Origin of the sequence: Nocardia inohanensis NBRC 100128 (genome assembly GCF_001612945.1) — a bacterium.
Lineage (GTDB): Bacteria > Actinomycetota > Actinomycetes > Mycobacteriales > Mycobacteriaceae > Nocardia > Nocardia inohanensis.
Map to the genome: position 1 here is coordinate 337,588 of NZ_BDBK01000016.1, position 16,710 is coordinate 354,297.

General features: G+C 66.5%; 15 protein-coding genes. 6 read left to right on the plus strand and 9 right to left on the minus strand.

From position 1 onward, the window contains the following. The first annotated feature begins 39 nt into the window (after positions 1 to 39). On the plus strand, positions 40 to 126 hold the full coding sequence (gene kdpF / locus NI1_RS39610) for a K(+)-transporting ATPase subunit F (protein ID WP_245663483.1): 87 nt from the start codon (positions 40 to 42) through the stop codon (positions 124 to 126). After that, positions 127 to 1,797, plus strand: coding sequence for a potassium-transporting ATPase subunit KdpA (kdpA, locus tag NI1_RS29720; protein ID WP_067827184.1), 1,671 nt, complete (start codon positions 127 to 129; stop codon positions 1,795 to 1,797). A gap of 13 nt (positions 1,798 to 1,810) precedes the next feature. Here kdpA and NI1_RS37530 read toward each other — a convergent pair whose 3' ends face one another. Next, entirely contained in the window at positions 1,811 to 3,031 is a 1,221-nt protein-coding gene (locus NI1_RS37530; RefSeq protein ID WP_084523915.1) for an RNA-guided endonuclease InsQ/TnpB family protein, read from the minus strand. Positions 3,032 to 3,129: 98 nt separating this feature from the next. Here NI1_RS37530 and kdpB point away from each other — a divergent pair, with 98 nt between their 5' ends. Both kdpB and NI1_RS29730 read left to right on the plus strand, forming a co-directional pair. Beyond that, entirely contained in the window at positions 3,130 to 5,274 is a 2,145-nt protein-coding gene (gene kdpB, locus NI1_RS29725; RefSeq protein WP_067827186.1) for a potassium-transporting ATPase subunit KdpB, read from the plus strand. A 1-nt stretch (position 5,275) separates the two neighbouring features. Next, positions 5,276 to 6,157: a potassium-transporting ATPase subunit C gene (locus tag NI1_RS29730; RefSeq protein ID WP_067827190.1), complete on the plus strand. Its 882-nt coding sequence runs from the start codon at positions 5,276 to 5,278 to the stop codon at positions 6,155 to 6,157. Position 6,158: 1 nt separating this feature from the next. On the opposite strand, the gene NI1_RS29735 is transcribed toward NI1_RS29730, so the two are convergent. From NI1_RS29735 to NI1_RS29760, 6 genes are all read right to left on the minus strand, one after another. After that, complete coding sequence (locus NI1_RS29735) at positions 6,159 to 7,688, minus strand: substrate-binding domain-containing protein (RefSeq protein WP_067827193.1); 1,530 nt, start codon at positions 7,686 to 7,688, stop codon at positions 6,159 to 6,161. A 149-nt stretch (positions 7,689 to 7,837) separates the two neighbouring features. Beyond that, complete coding sequence (locus tag NI1_RS29740) at positions 7,838 to 9,994, minus strand: acyltransferase family protein (protein WP_067827787.1); 2,157 nt, start codon at positions 9,992 to 9,994, stop codon at positions 7,838 to 7,840. A gap of 104 nt (positions 9,995 to 10,098) precedes the next feature. After that, positions 10,099 to 11,397 carry an ArsB/NhaD family transporter gene (locus tag NI1_RS29745; protein ID WP_067827196.1) on the minus strand — a complete coding sequence of 433 codons (1,299 nt, stop codon included), beginning with the start codon at positions 11,395 to 11,397 and terminating at the stop codon, positions 10,099 to 10,101. 19 nt (positions 11,398 to 11,416) lie between these two features. Further along, positions 11,417 to 11,860: a CBS domain-containing protein gene (locus tag NI1_RS29750; protein WP_067827199.1), complete on the minus strand. Its 444-nt coding sequence runs from the start codon at positions 11,858 to 11,860 to the stop codon at positions 11,417 to 11,419. A gap of 186 nt (positions 11,861 to 12,046) precedes the next feature. Next, positions 12,047 to 12,760 carry a metallophosphoesterase family protein gene (locus NI1_RS29755; protein WP_067827202.1) on the minus strand — a complete coding sequence of 238 codons (714 nt, stop codon included), beginning with the start codon at positions 12,758 to 12,760 and terminating at the stop codon, positions 12,047 to 12,049. A 53-nt stretch (positions 12,761 to 12,813) separates the two neighbouring features. Beyond that, positions 12,814 to 13,254: a carboxymuconolactone decarboxylase family protein gene (locus NI1_RS29760; protein ID WP_067827205.1), complete on the minus strand. Its 441-nt coding sequence runs from the start codon at positions 13,252 to 13,254 to the stop codon at positions 12,814 to 12,816. A 135-nt stretch (positions 13,255 to 13,389) separates the two neighbouring features. Between NI1_RS29760 and NI1_RS29765 the strand changes: the two genes are divergently transcribed. Together NI1_RS29765 and NI1_RS38235 are read left to right on the plus strand one after the other, a co-directional pair. Further along, entirely contained in the window at positions 13,390 to 13,845 is a 456-nt protein-coding gene (locus NI1_RS29765) for a nitroreductase family deazaflavin-dependent oxidoreductase (RefSeq protein ID WP_067827207.1), read from the plus strand. Positions 13,846 to 13,920: 75 nt separating this feature from the next. After that, entirely contained in the window at positions 13,921 to 14,100 is a 180-nt protein-coding gene (locus tag NI1_RS38235; RefSeq protein WP_157535400.1) for a hypothetical protein, read from the plus strand. Between the two features lie 83 nt (positions 14,101 to 14,183). On the opposite strand, the gene NI1_RS29770 is transcribed toward NI1_RS38235, so the two are convergent. Both NI1_RS29770 and NI1_RS29775 read right to left on the minus strand, forming a co-directional pair. Further along, positions 14,184 to 15,314 carry an acyl-CoA dehydrogenase family protein gene (locus NI1_RS29770; protein WP_067827209.1) on the minus strand — a complete coding sequence of 377 codons (1,131 nt, stop codon included), beginning with the start codon at positions 15,312 to 15,314 and terminating at the stop codon, positions 14,184 to 14,186. A gap of 2 nt (positions 15,315 to 15,316) precedes the next feature. Then, the gene (locus NI1_RS29775; RefSeq protein ID WP_067827211.1) at positions 15,317 to 16,549 is read right to left on the minus strand and encodes an acyl-CoA dehydrogenase family protein; all 1,233 of its coding nucleotides are present in this window, start codon (positions 16,547 to 16,549) and stop codon (positions 15,317 to 15,319) included. Between the last annotated feature and the right edge of the window lie 161 nt (positions 16,550 to 16,710).

Here is a 16,710-nt window from a genome sequence, read left to right on the forward strand (position 1 = left end):
CGCCCTGCTCGGCCTGATCCAGCGCGGGGTGGAACGGCTGTGACGCAGAACGTTATCGGTCTGATTCTGGCCGTCGGCATCGCCGTCTATCTGATCGCGGCGCTGTTGTTCCCGGAGAGGTTCTAAGTGAGCACGACTTCAGCGGGGATCGTCTTCGCGGCGGCCCTGATCCTCGCGCTGGCCGTGGTGCATGTGCCGCTGGGCGATTACATGTACCGGGTGTACAGCGGCGAGAAGCATTCGCGCGCAGAGCGTTTCATCTACCGGCTGATCGGCGTGCAGCCGGGCGTGGAGATGACGTGGGCGGTGTACGCGCGTAGCGTGCTGGCCTTCTCGGCGGTCAGCATTCTGTTCCTGTTCTTCTTCCAGCTGATTCAGGGCAAACTGCCTTTGCACCTGAACGATCCGGCGACCGAGATGACCCCGGCGCTGGCCTGGAACACCGCGGTCAGTTTCGTGACGAACACGAACTGGCAGAACTACTCCGGCGAATCGACCCAGGGGCACCTGGTGCAGATGGCCGGGCTGGCGGTGCAGAACTTCGTCTCCTCGGCGGTGGGCATCGCCGTCGCGGTGGCGCTGGTGCGGGCCTTCGCGCGCAAGCACACCGGCGATCTCGGCAACTTCTGGGTGGATCTGGTGAGGGGATCCATCCGCATTCTGCTGCCGCTCGCCTTCGTGGCCGCCATCGTGCTGGTCGCCGGTGGCGCCGTACAGAACTTCCACCTGCACGATCAGGTGGCGCAGACGGTCGCCGGTGCGCAGCAGACGATTCCGGGCGGCCCGGTGGCCAGCCAGGAGGTCATCAAGGAACTGGGCACCAACGGCGGCGGCTTCTACAACGCCAATTCCGCGCACCCGTTCGAGAACCCGACAACCTGGACCAACTGGATCGAGATCTTCCTGCTGCTGGTGATCTCGTTCTCGCTGCCGCGCACCTTCGGCCGCATGGTCGGCTCGAAGAAGCAGGGCTACGCCATCGTGGCGGTCATGGGCACGCTCGCCATCCTGAGCCTGACCCTGACCAACGCGTTCCAGTTGCAGCATCACGGCACCGTGCCGACCGCGATCGGCGCGTCCATGGAGGGCGTGGAAACCCGCTTCGGCGTGAGCGATTCGGCGACCTTCGCCACCGCGACCACACTCACCTCGACCGGTGCGGTGGACTCGTTCCACGATTCGTACACCAGCCTCGGCGGCCTGATGACCATGTTCAATATGCAACTGGGCGAGGTCGCGCCGGGCGGCACCGGCTCGGGCCTGTACGGCATGCTGATCCTCGCGGTCATCACCGTCTTCATCGCGGGCCTGATGGTGGGCCGCACCCCGGAGTACCTGGGCAAGAAGATCACCCCGCGCGAGATCAAGCTGGCCGCGGCCTATTTCCTGATCTCGCCGCTGGTGGTGCTGATCGGCACCGCCGTCGCCATGGCCATGCCGGGCCAGCGCGCCGGAATGCTCAACAGCGGCCCGCACGGATTGTCTGAAGTGTTGTACGCCTTCACTTCCGCGGCCAACAACAACGGCTCCGCCTTCGCCGGCCTGACCGGCAATACCGAGTGGTTCAACACCGCCCTCGGCCTGGCCATGCTGTTCGGCCGCTTCCTGCCGATCATCTTCGTGCTCGCCCTGGCCGGTTCCCTCGCCCAGCAGGGCCACACCCCGGAATCGATCGGCACCCTGCCGACCCATCGCCCGCAGTTCGTCGGCATGGTCGTCGGCGTGACCGTCATCCTGGTCGCCCTCACCTTCCTGCCCGCGCTGGCGCTCGGGCCGCTCGCCGAAGGAATTCACTGACTTGGCCTCCCTCCTATCGAATGGACAGGAAGTCTTGGGCCTTGCGGGCCAAGGTTTTCTGCTTCATCGACGACTGCCCGTCCGGAATTCTCCGAAGAGGTCTTACACCGTCTCCACAGACTGTCACCGCCGACCCGGCGGCCAGAATGTTCCTCGCGGCATTCACATCTCGATCGTGTTTGCTGCCGCAGGATCCGCAAGTCCAAGTGCGAATTTGCAATGGAATGGACTCGGCAGTGTTCCCGCAATTCGAGCACAGCTTCGACGACGGGTACCAGCGGTCGACGACGACAACGGTGCGACCGTACCAACTTGCTTTGTACTCCAGCATGGTTCGGAATTCTCGCCAGCTCGCATCGGAGATCGCGCGGGCAACGTTGTGATTCTTGACCATGTTACTGACCCGAAGATCCTCGATCGCGAGCGTTTGGTTTTCACGCACGAGTCGGGTGGTCAGTTTGTGCAGGAAGTCTCGTCGACGATCTGCGATTCGAGCATGGATGCGCGCCACCTTCCCGCGAGCCTTGTTTCGGTTGTTCGATCCAACGGCCTTACGGTGCAGTGTCCGCTGAGCTTTCGCGAGTCGAGCGCGATCGCGCTCCTCGTATCTAGGATTAGCGATCTTCTCGCCGGTGGACAGCGTAACCAGCGAGTTCAATCCCGCGTCGATTCCAATCGCCGAATCGACTTGTGGGAGAAATCGTATGCCCGGATCGTCACATCGCATCGAAACGAACCAGCGACCTGCTCTGTCCTTGGACACGGTGACTGTGGATGGTTCCATGCCTTCCGGGAGGGGACGAGACCAGACGATGTCGAGCGGCCCGGTAATCTTCATGAGAGTGAGTTGACCGCTCCTCCAGCGGAATCCGCTGCGTGTGTATTCTGCGCTAGCTCGAGAATTCTTGCGAGTCTTGAATCGGGGAAAGCGTGCACGTTTTTCCCAGAATGCGGTGAATGCAGATTGAAGGTGGCGGAGCGCCTGTTGCATCGGAACTGCTGCGACATCGTTGAGGAAGGCGAGTTCCTCGGTCTGTTTCCACAACGTCAACATGGCCGACGTGTCGTTAAAAGTAACCCGCTGTCGATCCTGCTGCCACGCTTGCGAGCGTATCTCCAACGCAAGGTTGTAGACCTTCCGAACGCATCCAAAGGTGCGTGCCAGTTCGGCCTCTTGCGTTGGTGTCGGATAGAAGCGGAATCGGAAGCCCCGCTTCACAACAGCGGTAGACATAACCCACAAGATAGCACGTATGTTCGAAGCCCCGATGGGGTTTGCCGAAACAAGTCTTCGTCTCGGGTGAAGTTGTGGATGTCCACGGAGGAAATTTGATGTCTGCTCCCACTGTCGAACACACTGCGGAGGGTGAAACCTCGCGTCAGGGGCGGGTATCGAGCGGCCTGTTCGACCCGCAGATGTTGCTGAGGTCGTTGCCGGACGCCGTCAAGAAGCTGGACCCGCGCACGCTGTGGCGTAATCCCGTCATGCTGATCGTGGAGATCGGGGCGGTGTGGTCGACCATGCTGGCCATTGCCGATCCGAGCTTCTTCGGCTGGGCGATCGTCGTATGGCTGTGGGCTACTGTGCTTTTCGCGAATCTGGCCGAAGCTGTGGCCGAGGGGCGCGGCAAGGCGCAGGCGGATACGCTGCGAAAGGCCAAGACCGACACCGTTGCTCGTCGTCTGGCGAACTGGTCGCCGGGGGCGCGGATCGTCGAGGAGCGGGTGGCCGCGCCGGAGCTACGGCGCGGGGACTACGTGGTGGTCGAGGCCGGTCAGGTCGTTCCGGGTGACGGCGATGTGGTGGAAGGCATTGCGTCGGTGGACGAGTCGGCCATCACCGGGGAATCCGCGCCGGTGATCCGGGAATCCGGCGGGGACCGTTCCGCGGTCACCGGGGGCACCACGGTGCTCTCCGACCGGATCGTCGTGAAGATCACCCAGGAGCCGGGCGGTTCGTTCATCGACAAGATGATCGCGCTCGTGGAGGGCGCGTCGCGGCAGAAGACGCCGAACGAGATCGCGCTGAACATCCTGCTCGCCGCGCTGACCATCATCTTCGTGTTCGCGGTGGTGACCTTGCAGCCGCTGGCCATCTACTCCAAGATCAGCCTGCCGGGTGTGCCGGACAGTATTTCGCTGACCGGGGACGGCATCAGCGGCATCGTGATGGTGTCGCTGCTGGTCTGCCTGATCCCGACCACCATCGGCGCACTGCTCTCGGCCATCGGCATCGCCGGGATGGACCGCCTGGTGCAGCGCAATGTGCTGGCCATGTCGGGCCGCGCGGTCGAGGCCGCCGGTGATGTGAACACGCTGCTGCTGGACAAGACCGGCACCATCACCCTGGGTAATCGCCAAGCCGCGGACTTCGTGCCCATGCCGGGCGTCACCCACGACGAGATCGCCGATGCCGCACAGCTTTCCAGCCTCGCCGACGAAACCCCGGAGGGGCGCTCCATCGTGGTGTACGCCAAGCAGGCGTACCACAAGCGCGAGCGCACGCCCGGTGAGCTGACCGGGGCCACCTGGGTGGAGTTCACCGCCCAGACCCGCATGTCGGGTGTGGACCTGTCAGGCGGGCACCAGCTGCGCAAGGGTGCGGCCAGCGCGGTCGTCGAATGGGTGCGCGGTCACGACGGCGTGGTGCCGGAGGAGATCGGCGTCACCGTGGACGGCATCTCCGCTTCCGGCGGAACGCCTTTGGTGGTCGCGGAGATCAAGGACGGCAAGGCGCGGCTGCTCGGCGTCATCCATCTCAAGGATGTGGTGAAGCAGGGCATGCGGGAACGCTTCGACGAGATGCGCCGCATGGGCATTCGCACCGTCATGATCACCGGCGATAATCCGTTGACCGCCAAGGCCATTGCCGATGAGGCGGGCGTCGACGACTTCCTCGCCGAGGCCACGCCCGAGGACAAGCTGGAGCTGATCAAGAAGGAGCAGGCCGGTGGCCGCCTGGTCGCCATGACCGGTGACGGCACCAATGACGCGCCCGCGCTCGCGCAGGCCGATGTCGGCGTGGCCATGAACACCGGCACGTCCGCCGCCAAGGAGGCGGGCAATATGGTGGACCTGGATTCGGATCCGACCAAGCTGATCGAGATCGTCGAGATCGGCAAGCAGTTGCTGATCACCCGCGGCGCATTGACCACGTTCTCCATCGCCAACGACATCGCCAAGTACTTCGCCATCATTCCGGCGCTGTTCGTGGCCCTGTACCCCGGCCTGGACCTGCTCAACATCATGCGCCTGGCCACCCCGCAGTCGGCCATCCTGTCCGCGGTCATCTTCAATGCCCTGGTCATCGTGGCGTTGATTCCGCTGGCCCTGCGCGGCGTCGCCTACAAACCCGCCGCGGCCTCGAAGTTGTTGAGCCGCAACCTGTCCGTGTACGGCGTGGGCGGCATCATCGCCCCGTTCATCGGCATCAAGCTGATCGACCTCGTCGTCCAATTCCTCCCCGGGATGTCCTGAAATGCGCATGTCAACTTGGATTCGGCAACATCTGGCCGCCCTGCGCGCGCTGCTGGTGCTCACCGTCATCACCGGAATCGTCTATCCGGTGGCGGTTTTCGCGGTCGCCCAACTGCCCGGGCTGAAGGACAAGGCCGACGGGTCGCTCATCGAGCGGGACGGGAAGGTGGTGGGCTCCAGCCTGATCGGGCAGTCGTTCACCGATGCCGGCGGGAAGGTGCTGGTGCAGTACTTCCAGAGCCGGCCGTCGGCGGCGGGCAGCAGCGGCTACGACCCGACCGCTTCCGGGGCGAGCAATCTCGGACCGGAGTCGATGGTGGACAGTGCGCCGGACAAGCCCGCGTTGCTGACCACGGTGTGCGCTCGCAGCAAGGCCATCGGCGAACTCGAGGGCGTGGACGGCAGCCGGCCGTTCTGCACGCCCGGCGGGGTCGGCGCGGTGCTGTCGGTGATCGGACCGCGCGCGGCCGATGGTGAGGTCGAGCAGCCGGCGAAGGTGGTGAGCGTCAACGAGTTCTGCGCGGTGACCCAGCGGCCGTTCCTGGCCACCTACCTGGGTGTGCGGGTGGAGTGCGCCGCAGCGGGCGAGGACTACTCGCTCGGCCGCATGGTCCCGATCCGTGGTGACGCGCCCGCGCGGCCGGCCGTACCCGCTGACGCCGTCACCGCCGGCGGCAGCGGCCTCGACCCGAATATCTCGCCGCAGTACGCGGACCTCCAGATCGCGCGGGTCGCCGAGGCGCGCAAGGTGTCTCCCGATCAGATCAAGGCCGTGGTCGAGGCGCACAGCTACGGTCGCGATCTCGGATTCTTCGGTGAACCTCGCGTGAACGTGGTCGAACTCAACCTCGACCTGGACGGCAAGTACCCGGTCAGGGGCTGAGTCACCTACCGGGTGTGCACGAGGTCGGGTCGGACAGCTCGCCGCACGGAGTGTTCCCGTACGAGCGCAGCACGTCCTTCCCGGCCTTGTCGGTCAGATAGCGCAGGAAAGCGGCGGCCAGGGAGTCGGCGGGCAGTTCGTCGTAGCTGTAGGCGTATTCGACGCTCCAGAACGGGTAGTTGCGCGCGAGCACCTCTTCCCGGGTGGCGGCATGACCGTCGATGGTGATCGCCTTGACTCCGGAAGCCTTTGCCGCGTCGGAGTATTCGCTGTACCCGATGGCTCCGGGCAGCTCCGCGACGGCTTTGAGCATGTCCTTGGTGACGGGCACCTCGCAGAAGGCCGGACCGGATGCGGTCATGACGGTGCGGCAAACGGTGGCGGGCGGCGCAGGGGGCTGCTCGTCGCCGAGGATCCGCGTGCGGAAGGCGTCACGGCTGCCCGACCCGACCGGCCGATTCACCACGCGCACAGCCTGATCCGGGCCGCCGAGCTGCGACCAGTTGGCCACCCGGCCCGCGTACAGATCGCGAATCTGCTGGATGGTCAGGTTCGGAACCGTGACGGCCGGGTGCACGATCATGGTGAACGCCGACAGCGCCAGCGTGCGCGGCATCAGGTTGGGGAAGCCTGCGCCCTTGCTGCCGTCGGTGACCGCGAGCAGACCCGGATTGCCTTTCCCCTCTTCGTCCACCCGGCTGAGACCGCGTTCGCTGCCGTCGAATTCGAAGGTGAAGTGCGCCTTCTCGCAGTGCTTGCCGTAGGCGGCGGCGGCCTCGCGCACGGCCGGCTCGAAAGCGGTCGAACCGACCAAGGTGAGATCGCCTGCCACGCAATCGGAATCGGCGGAGGTCGCCTCGGTGTGCAAAGCCATCACGAACTGAACCGTGACCACGGCCGCCAGGAAGACGATGAGCGCCAGCACCCGTCGCGAAAGTCCGGTATTGCTACTGGTTTCGGCGACCCGCCCGCCTTTGATCTTGACCCGGACCGCCGGCGGCGGGGCCTCGCCGGTGCCGCCGGTGCGCTGCAAGATGGCGAGAATCTTGTAGTGGTCCTTGCGATTCAACGGCACCTTCGGCAGATCGATGATGCCGACCCGGTGCGCGGTGTCCTCCCGCGCCCCGATCCCGCTGCCCGGCCGCAGGCTGTCCCCGAGCGCGTCGTCGCTGAGCTCGTTGACCGCCATCCCGATGACCCGCCGGTCCGGGAAATGAATGTGCAGCCCGACCGGATCATGTTCCGGCGCGGAGTAATCGGTGGCATCGATATCGGAGCGCCCGCTGTTCTCGATGCGCACCAGCACCACCGACAGATCGTGCAGGTCCGGTGCGGAAGCTGTTCCGTCCGGCCGCAATTGCGGCAGCACCCCCGGGAACACCGACTCGATCTCACCGGTGACCGGCGTGTCCATCTGCACCCGATACCCGAGCCGCTTACGCCCCACCAGCAGGAATTCCCAGAAGAACGCCATCAGCGACACCGCGATGGCCGCGACTCCCAAGACGTTGTCCAGCGGAAAGTCCTGCACTGTACCGCCTCTCCGGGGCTTCAGCGCCCGGCTCGTGTGCCGTCGGAGTTGGCAACGCGTACCGGCGGTCGAGTGCCGACCCGATTCCGGGCGTCCCCCCGGAGTTACCCCCGGCGCACGATATCAGTTGTCGCGTAGGCCATTACGCCTCACCACCAACCGAGGATCGGTTGCAGCTGCCGCGCCATCTGCGGGGCGAGCGAACGCGAATAGCTCGCGGTCAGGTGGTGTTCGTCGTGATACACGAGAATATTGCCCTCGACCACCGCGCAGGCGTCCGGTTCGCAAACACCGTTGTTCAAATCGATGACATGCACGTGCGGGAACGAAGCCGCCGGGGCCAGTGCGGGATTCACGGGGGAGAGGGCTTCGGAGCGCTTCAGCCCGCAGCTCAGGCGGTCGCCGCCCGAGGCCAGGCAGTCGATGGCGCGGTAGCGAATGCCGTTGCGGCGCAACCACGGGGTATCCCGGATGGCGATCACGTTCAGGTTCTCGTCCGAAAGCGCCTGCCAGACATCGAGATAATCCTGCGGGGTTTCGTCGCCGCCGCTGTCGGCCGGGCGGGTGCCGGTGGTGAAGACGAAATCGGGGCGGTCGCTGCCGAGCCGGTCGATCACCTCGCGCGACCAGTCGCGGCAGTCCGGATTCTGCTGGCCCTTGTACATCGGTTCCTCGGCCACGGTCAGCGGGCAGCCCATCTTCAGATAGACGACGATCTTGAAGCGGTACTGCTCGCCGAGCAGCTGTAGCGCCGGGAGCCAGTGCTCGGCATGGGAATTGCCGGCCACCGCCAGGGTCCGGTGCGCGTTCTTGTCACCGTATTCGCAGGTGATCACCGAGCGGGTGTCGAAGTCGGCGATGCAGCCGTCGCGGGTCGGATAGGCGATATCGGCCGGGGCCTCCTCGATGGTGGGCCGCATCACCGCGCGCGGCACCAGCGCGGCATCGGTGAGGGCCGCCGCGCCAGGGTATTTGGCGGGATCGAGTTCGCCGACGGCGTGCGCCTTGGCGCTGTTGCTCCACTGCCAGCCCACGGCGGAGGCGAACACCAGCACCCCGACGGTCGAGACCGCGACACCGGTCAGCAGGCGGGTGCGGGCGGGCACGGTGGGCCGGGTGCGCAGGCGCAGCGGCTCTTCCACGAAGCGATGGGTGAGGTAGGCCAGCCCCAGCGATACCGCGATGATGATCAGCCCACCCAGCGCACCGGCTTGGCGTTCATGCCGTTCACCCAGGTAGAAGATGAGAATCGGCCAGTGCCACAGGTAGAGCGCGTAGGCGAAGCCGCCCAGCGAGACCACCGGGGCGGCCGCCAGGAAGCGGTTCACGGCCGGCTGTGCGGCGGTCCGCAGGCCCGCGCCCGAGAGGATGAGCGCCGCCGTCGCGCCGACCGGGATGAGCGCGGCCGGGCCGGGAAAAACCATCGCGCCGTGCACCAGCCAGCCGCAGGCGACAATGGCGGCGATGCCGATCCAGGCCAGGGCTTCTCGCGCGAGCACCGGCAGCCGCAGGTGCGGGGCGGCCAGCGCCAGCAGCGCCCCGGCGAGAGGTTCCCAAGCACGCGCGAAGGTGTCGTAGTAGTTCCAGCCCTGCTGGGTCGAAACCCCTTCGGCCGCATACCAGAACGAGGTGAGCGCGAGCACGCCGAAGAGCACGCCCAGCAGCCGGCGGATCATGCCGAGCGTGCCGGTCTGCCGCCAGACCCGGTACACCCGCGGATTGCGCCAGGCTCCGGTACGTCCGGCGCGGCGGCCCAGCCAGGTGACGCCCGCGATGATCAGCAGCAGCGCGAGGTACATCTGGCCCTGCACCGACATCGACCAGAGGTGTTGCAGCGGACTGACGGACGGGTCGGCGGCCAGATAATCCGACCAGGACAGCGCCAGATACCAGTTTTGGTAATAGAAGAGCGAGGCCACGGTCTGCCCGGCGACATCGGACCAGCGAGTGTGCGGGAGCAGCACGACGGTTGCGATCACGACGGCGGCCAGCACCACCACCATGGCGGGCAGCAGCCGGCGCAGCGTGCGCCGGATGGTCGCCGCGACGCCGACCGGACCGTGCTCCGCGCGGCGCAGCAGCATGCCGGTGAAGAAGAATCCGGACAGCACCAGGAACACGTCCACGCCGCCGGATACCCGCCCGAACCAGATGTGGAAAGCCACCACGAGCGCGATGGCGACGCCCCGCAAACCGTCCAGATCCAGTCGATAGGCGGCCGGTCGAGCCGATTCGGACGCCGGTGCGTCGGCGGGGACGGCATCGGGTGTCGGCGGCGAGGGCTGCGCGGTGCTGGATATGAACATGGCGGCGACCATTCTCGTATCGGTAGCTCGAAATTTCCCAATCCACGCCTGGATCTTGACCGTAATGTGGCCTTTGTCGCGGTCAGCGCAGGTTTTCGGAGTGGTCAGGCGAGCACGAAATAGCGTAGCCAGAGATACGGTGCGGCCACCGCGATGGTCACCGCGGTCACGATGATGCCCTTGCGGGTGAATTCCCAGAACGAGATCGGATAGTCCGAGCGGCGCGCGATCCCGAGCATCACCACATTCGCGCTCGCGCCCACCGCGGTCAGGTTGCCGCCGAAATCCGCGCCCAGCGCCAGCGCCCACCACAGTGCGTCGCCCCGGGCCGGATTGTCGAGGGAGGTCACCAGATCGGCCACCAGCGGGCTCATGGTCGCCACATACGGGATGTTGTCGATGACGCCGGACAGGATCGCCGACACCACCAGGATGAGCATGGTGGCCACCAGGGCGTCGCCGCCGGTCAGTTCGGTGGCCCCGCGCGCGAGCCGTTCGATCACACCGGTTTTCACCAGCGCGCCGATCATCACGAACAGGCCCGCGAAGAACAGCAGCGTCTCCCACTCCACCGAGGAGAGGTATTCGCTCTGCGGCAGGCGCGAGATCAGCACCAGCACGCCCGCGCCGAGCAGTGCCACCACGGCGGGTTCCAGTCCGAAAGCCGAGTGCCCGAAGAAGAATCCGGCGAACACCGCCGCCAGCACGATCCCGCACTTGATCAGCAGCTTCGGATCCCGGATGGCCTCACTTTCGTCGAGACGCAGCACCGCGGCGGCGCGTTCGGGATCGACCTCGAACGAGCCGCGGAACAGCCGCGGCAGCAGCAGGGTGAAGACGAGCAGTTCCAGTACCACGATCGGGGACATGTTCAGCACGAAGTCGTTGAAGGACAGGCCGCCCCGGCTGCCGATGATGATGTTGGGCGGATCGCCGATCAGGGTGGCCGCACCGCCGATATTGGAGGCCAGCACCTCGGCGATCAAAAACGGCGCGGGCGCCACCTCCAGGCGCTCGCACACCAGCATGGTCACCGGGGCGATGAGCAGCACCGTGGTCACATTGTCGAGGAAGCCGGACGCCACCGCGGTGATGAGGGTGAGCAGGATCATCACCCGCAGCGCGGAACCCTTGGCGCGCTTGGCCGCCCAGATCGCGACGTACTCGAAGATGCCGGTCTGGCGCAGCACCCCGACGATGATCATCATGCCGAACAGCAGCAGGATGACATCCCAGTCGACGCCGGTGTCCTGCGAGAAGAACGCGTCCTCGGAACCTTCGATGCCGAGCAGCAGGATGATGCCGCCGCCGCAGAGCGCAGCGGTGGTCTTGTGCACGCGTTCGGTGGCGATCAGCAGGTAGGCGACGGCGAACACCACCACCGCGATGGTGGCGGTGGTCATGCCGGACGCCCCGGCGGGCTCAGTTGTTCAGCGCCACTTCGAGCAATCGCGACGAGGTGATCACGCCGAGCAGGGTGTCGCCGTCGCGCACCGCGACCAGGGGCGACTTGTACTTGGCCATCAGCGCGGCCACCTCGACCATATTGTCGTCGGCGTTCGCGGCCGGAATATGGTTCAGCCGCTCCGGGATCACGTCGCGGACCTTCTTGCCGCGTAATCGATTCGCCACCTGGCCGCACATGGTCTCGTCGAGCACCCCGGCCAGCGAAGGATCGTCCTGCACATATTTCGGGACGATGAAGAGCACCACCTGCGAGGCGGGCAGCACCGCCTGCGGGGAGCCGTCGGCGCCGGTGACCAGGATGCCGGGCAGCCGGTGCTCGGCCAGCAGTCTGGCCGCGTCCATCGCATCGGAATCCAGGTCGATCACCGGATACTCCTCGGCTATCTGATCTGCACGCATAGGTGCAGGATACGACGCGGCGGCGGGGTATCACGCGAAGAGAATACGTCAAGATCGAATACTGCCGCGGCATCGGAACTCCCAGGTCGGACCATACGATTCGAGGTTTCGAATCGGCCGACCAGACTTCCCGGCACACCACAAGAGACGAGTGCGTAAATAGTATCCGAGGCGCGGGCGGCACGGTCAGGGTGTCAGCTCGTACACCCGGTAGAGGACGCCGATCACGTGATACGAAACATTGCGTACCGCAACACCTCCGGGGGTGCGCCCGAACTCGGTGCCGTTGTGGGCGTGACCGTGCACCGCGAACGCCGCCCCGCCCGCGTCGATGGCCTGCGCCAACTCCTGGCAACCCAGGCCCGGATAGATCTTCACCGGCTCACCCAGCAAGGTGTCCACCACCGGCGCGAAATGCGTTAGCGCGATCCGCATGTCGCAGTCGAGGGTGTCGAGCGCGGCCTGTAACCGGAGCGCGTCGGCCGGTCCGCGCCGCAGCCGCTCGCGGTGCTCCAGCGTGCCCGCGTCGGGATCGCCCGGGTGTCCGGGGAATCCGCCGCCGCCACCCATCACACCGGCGATGCCGAATCGAATTCCGCTGTGGTCCAGCGTGATCGCGGTGCCGTCGAGCATGCGCACCCCGATCTCGCCGAGCAGCACCGAGATTCGATATCCGAGCCGATGGTCGTGGTCGTGGTTGCCCAGCACCCCGACCACCGGCACCGGCAGCCCGCGCACCTCGTCGCAGAGCAGATGCGCTTCCCGCAGCGTGCCGCTGTTGGTCAGATCACCCGCCAGCAGCAGCACATCCGCGTGTTCGTCCAATCCCAGGAACGCATCCCGGAACCGTCCCCGCAGGGCTTCCCGCATGTGCAGATCCCCGACCGCCGCCACCCGCATACCCGTCAGCCAGCCACACCGCGGCCGGGGTGTCAACGAAATTGCGGGGGCCGTCAGTGCGGCAGCGGTTCCATCCGCAGCGGCACGCCCAGCCGGTTCCACATATTGATCTGCGCGGTGACGGCGACCAGGCCGCCCCGCTGACCTTCGTCGAAGTGCTTCTCGACGCCCTCCCACGCCTCGTCGCTCACCCCGTGCGGACCCAATTCGGTGGCCTGTTCGGCGTATTCGAGCGCGGCCCGTTCGGCCGCGGTGAACAGCGCCGATTCCCGCCACGCGTTCAGGTGGTAGATCCGCTGCTCGGTCTCGCCCTCCTTGCGCGCCTCGGTGGTGTGCATGTCGATGCAGAACAGGCATCCGTTGAGCTGCGAGACCCGGATCTTCACCAGTTCCCGCACCGTGGCGTCCAGGGGCCCACGCCGGATGGCGACCTCCGCCGCCATCCACGCCTTGTACACCTCGGGCGCGACCTCGGCCAGATTCATGCGTGCCATGAGTTTCGTCCTTCCGCTCTCGTTGTGCTGATACCCCTTGGACGAGACAGCCCATCCGGGCGTGATGGGCCGGAGACTGTGGGCTCGGTCACAGCCGCCCGGCCCCATCATCGCAAGCCGTCCTACGATCGAGAGATGTCCACCGCCCGATTGGGTGCGCGACTGCTCCGCACCCGCTGGTTCGTCCGCGCCCCCATCGGCCTGTTCCGGGTCCGTCTGGGCTTCCTCTTCGCCGGCCGGCTGCTCCTGCTCGAACACCTCGGCCGGAAATCCGGCCGTCCGCGCTATGTGGTGCTCGAAACCGTCGCCCGGCCCACGCCCGAAACCGTCATCGTCGCTTCGGGTTTCGGCCCGAACGCCCAGTGGTATCGCAATCTCCGCGCGCATCCGGCGTGCCGGGTCAGCATCGGTTTCCGGCACCGCGTCCCGGCTGCCGCTCGCACCTTGACTCCCGGCGAGGCCGAACCCGTGCTGGCCGAATACCGCCGAAGCCATCCCGCCGCCTACAAGGAACTGAGCGGTGTGATCGAACAAGCCACCGGTATCGGCATCGCCGAGGTTCCGTTGCTGGAACTGACGCTCGACCACTGATGCCTACCGGGCGCGGGCGAATCGGCCGATTGCCGCAATTGTGCGAAAGCGGGCGCAGGGGACCATAATCCGGGCGTGGGAGCTGTGGTTTTGATTGCGCTGGGCGTGCTGTGCTTCGTGATGGGGCCCGCGTTGGTGCTGGTCCTGGTGCTGGCGGTGCGGAAGTCGGCGCGAGAGGCCGAGCTCGACCGGGTGGCCGGGCGGGGGAGTGCTGGGCGGGTGCCGGTCCGGAGCGGGGGACGACATCACCGCTGAACGCGGGATGGCCGGGTGCCGCCGGATCCTGGTGGGATCGGGCGGCACCCGGCCGGTTCACTGCCCCCGGTGGGGTTTCGGGGCTACGGGCGGGTGAGGGCCGCGTAGCGGGTGAGGTGCTGGTCGGTGGTGCCGAATTCGTACTGCACGGCCGTGAGGCGCTTGAAGAAGTGGCCGATGGCGAGTTCCTCGGTCATGCCCATCGCGCCGTGCAACTGCACCGATTCCTGGCCGATCCTGCGGGCGGCGCGGCCGATGGTGGCCTTGGCGGCGGAAGCGGCGCGGGCGCGGTCGGCCGGGGCGGCGTCCAGCTTCAGCGTGATCAGATACGTTGCCGCCACCGCTTGTTCGAGCTCCAGCAGCATGTCCACCATGCGGTGCTGAAGGGCCTGGAAACTGGCGATGGGGACGCCGAACTGCTGGCGCTGCTTGGTGTATTCGACGGTGTCGGCGAGCACCTTGCGCATGGCGCCGACGGCTTCGGCGCAGACCGCGGCGATGGCCTCGTCGAGGGTCGCGGCGATGGCCTCGTCGGCGTCCTCCAGCAGCAGGGCATCGGCGGGCAGGCGGATCGCGGTGAAGGTCAGGTCGGCGGCCTGCCGTTCGTCGATGGTGCGGAACGGGTTCGCGGTCAATCCGGCCGGCGGGGCGGCGGCATCGAAGTCGACGACGAAAAGCGCGGTGCCGCCGGTGTTCTCGATCCGCGCCGTGACCAGTAGCTGGGTGGCGAGCGGGGCCGAGGTGACCACCGTCTTGGCCCCGTCCAGGATCCAGTCGTCGCCGTCGCGGCGCGCGGTGGTGGTCACATTGCGGAAGTCGTAGCCGGACTGGGCTTCCAGGGCGGCGAACGCGGTGATCACCTCACCGGCGGCGATACCCGCCAGCAGATCCTCGGCCCGCTTGCCGGTCGCGCGCCGCAACAGCCCGCCGCCGACCACCACGGTGTCCACGTACGGTTCCACCACCAGCGCGCCCCCCAGCGCCTCGGCGATGATCATCGTCTCGACCGGTCCGCCCCCGATGCCGCCCGCCGATTCCGGCAGTGCCGCACCGAGAATGCCGACCTCCTCGGCCAGCGCCCGCCAGAACTCCGGCTGCCAGCCCGCCCCGACCCGCGCCGCGTTGCGGCTGGCCTCCAGGTCGTAGCGGGCCGCGAGGAACTCGGTGACGGTATCGCGGAGTAGTTCCTGCTCCGCGGTGAAAGTGAAGTCCATGGCTACAGTCCCAGGGTGGCTTTGGCGATGATATTGCGCTGAATTTCGTTGCTGCCGGCGTAGATCGAGCCGGCGCGGTCGTTGAAGTACCGCAGTGGCGCGACGGCCTGCCACTCCGCACCCGAGACGAAACCGTCGGCGGGGACCGTGTAGTCGGCGATGGGACCGCCGGGCATGGTGGCGTGCGGCTGGTAGGCGCGGCCGCGTGGACCGGCGGCCTCCAGGGCCAGTTCGGTGAGGGCCTGGCTCAGCTCGGTGCCGAGGATCTTGATGGTGGAGGCCGCCGGGCCCGGGTCCTTGCCGCTGGAAACCAGTGCGAGGGTGCGGTATTCGAGGATCTCCAGTACATCGGCGCGGACGCGGGTATCGGCGAGTTTGGCGGCGAAGGCCGGATCGTCGATGAGCACACCGCCGTTCGGTCCCGGCTGCGTCTCGGCGACCTGCGCCAGCTCCTCGGCCATCACCTGGAGGGCCGGGGCCGCCGCGCCGCCGCCGCGCTCGAAGTTGAGCAGGTACTTGGCGACGGTCCAGCCGTCGTCGATCTGCCCCAGCACATTGGCCTTGGGCACCCGGACCTGGTCGAAGAAGACCTGGTTCTGCACCTGTTCGCCGGAGGTCATCACCAGCGGCCGGATCTCGATGCCGGGGGTGCGCATATCGATGAGCAGGAAGGTGATGCCCTGCTGCTTCTTGGCCTGCTTGGAGGTGCGCACCAGCGCGAAGATCCAGTTGGCTTCGGTGGCGTGGGTGGTCCAGATCTTCGAACCGGTGACGATCAGATCCTCACCGTCGGCGACCGCGGCCATGTTCAGCGACGCCAGATCCGAGCCCGCCTCCGGCTCCGAATAGCCCTGGCAGAAGAACACCTCACCGGTCAGGATGCCGGGCAGGAAGAAGTTCTTCTGCTCCTCGGTGCCGAACGCCATGATCGCGTGCGAAACCATCCGGATACCCATGGGCGACAGGTTCGGCGCGCCCGCGAGGGTGCACTCCCGGCTGAAGATGTAGTGCTGGGTGAGGCTCCACTTGCACCCCCCGTACTTCACCGGCCAGGCCGGTGCGGCCCAGCCGCGCTCGCGCAGGATGTGCTGCCACTCCATGCTGGCTTCGTGATCCGGATAGACGCTTGTCGCCAATCGTCCGGCCCGGCGCAGATCCGGGGTTAACTTTTCGTCGAGAAAGGCGCGCACCTCATCCCGAAACGCCAGATCGTCCGGTGACCAGTCCAGATCCACGATGACTCCTTGTACGAGAACCGACCCTAACCATCTCACCGTATCGCCCCTGCTGGCAAATGTGCTGGCACCCGCCCTCACTTGCCCTTCCGGGTCCAGCTATTGACATTCCACAATGGAAGTACGACACTTGATTCACACGTTCCACAATGGAATATCTC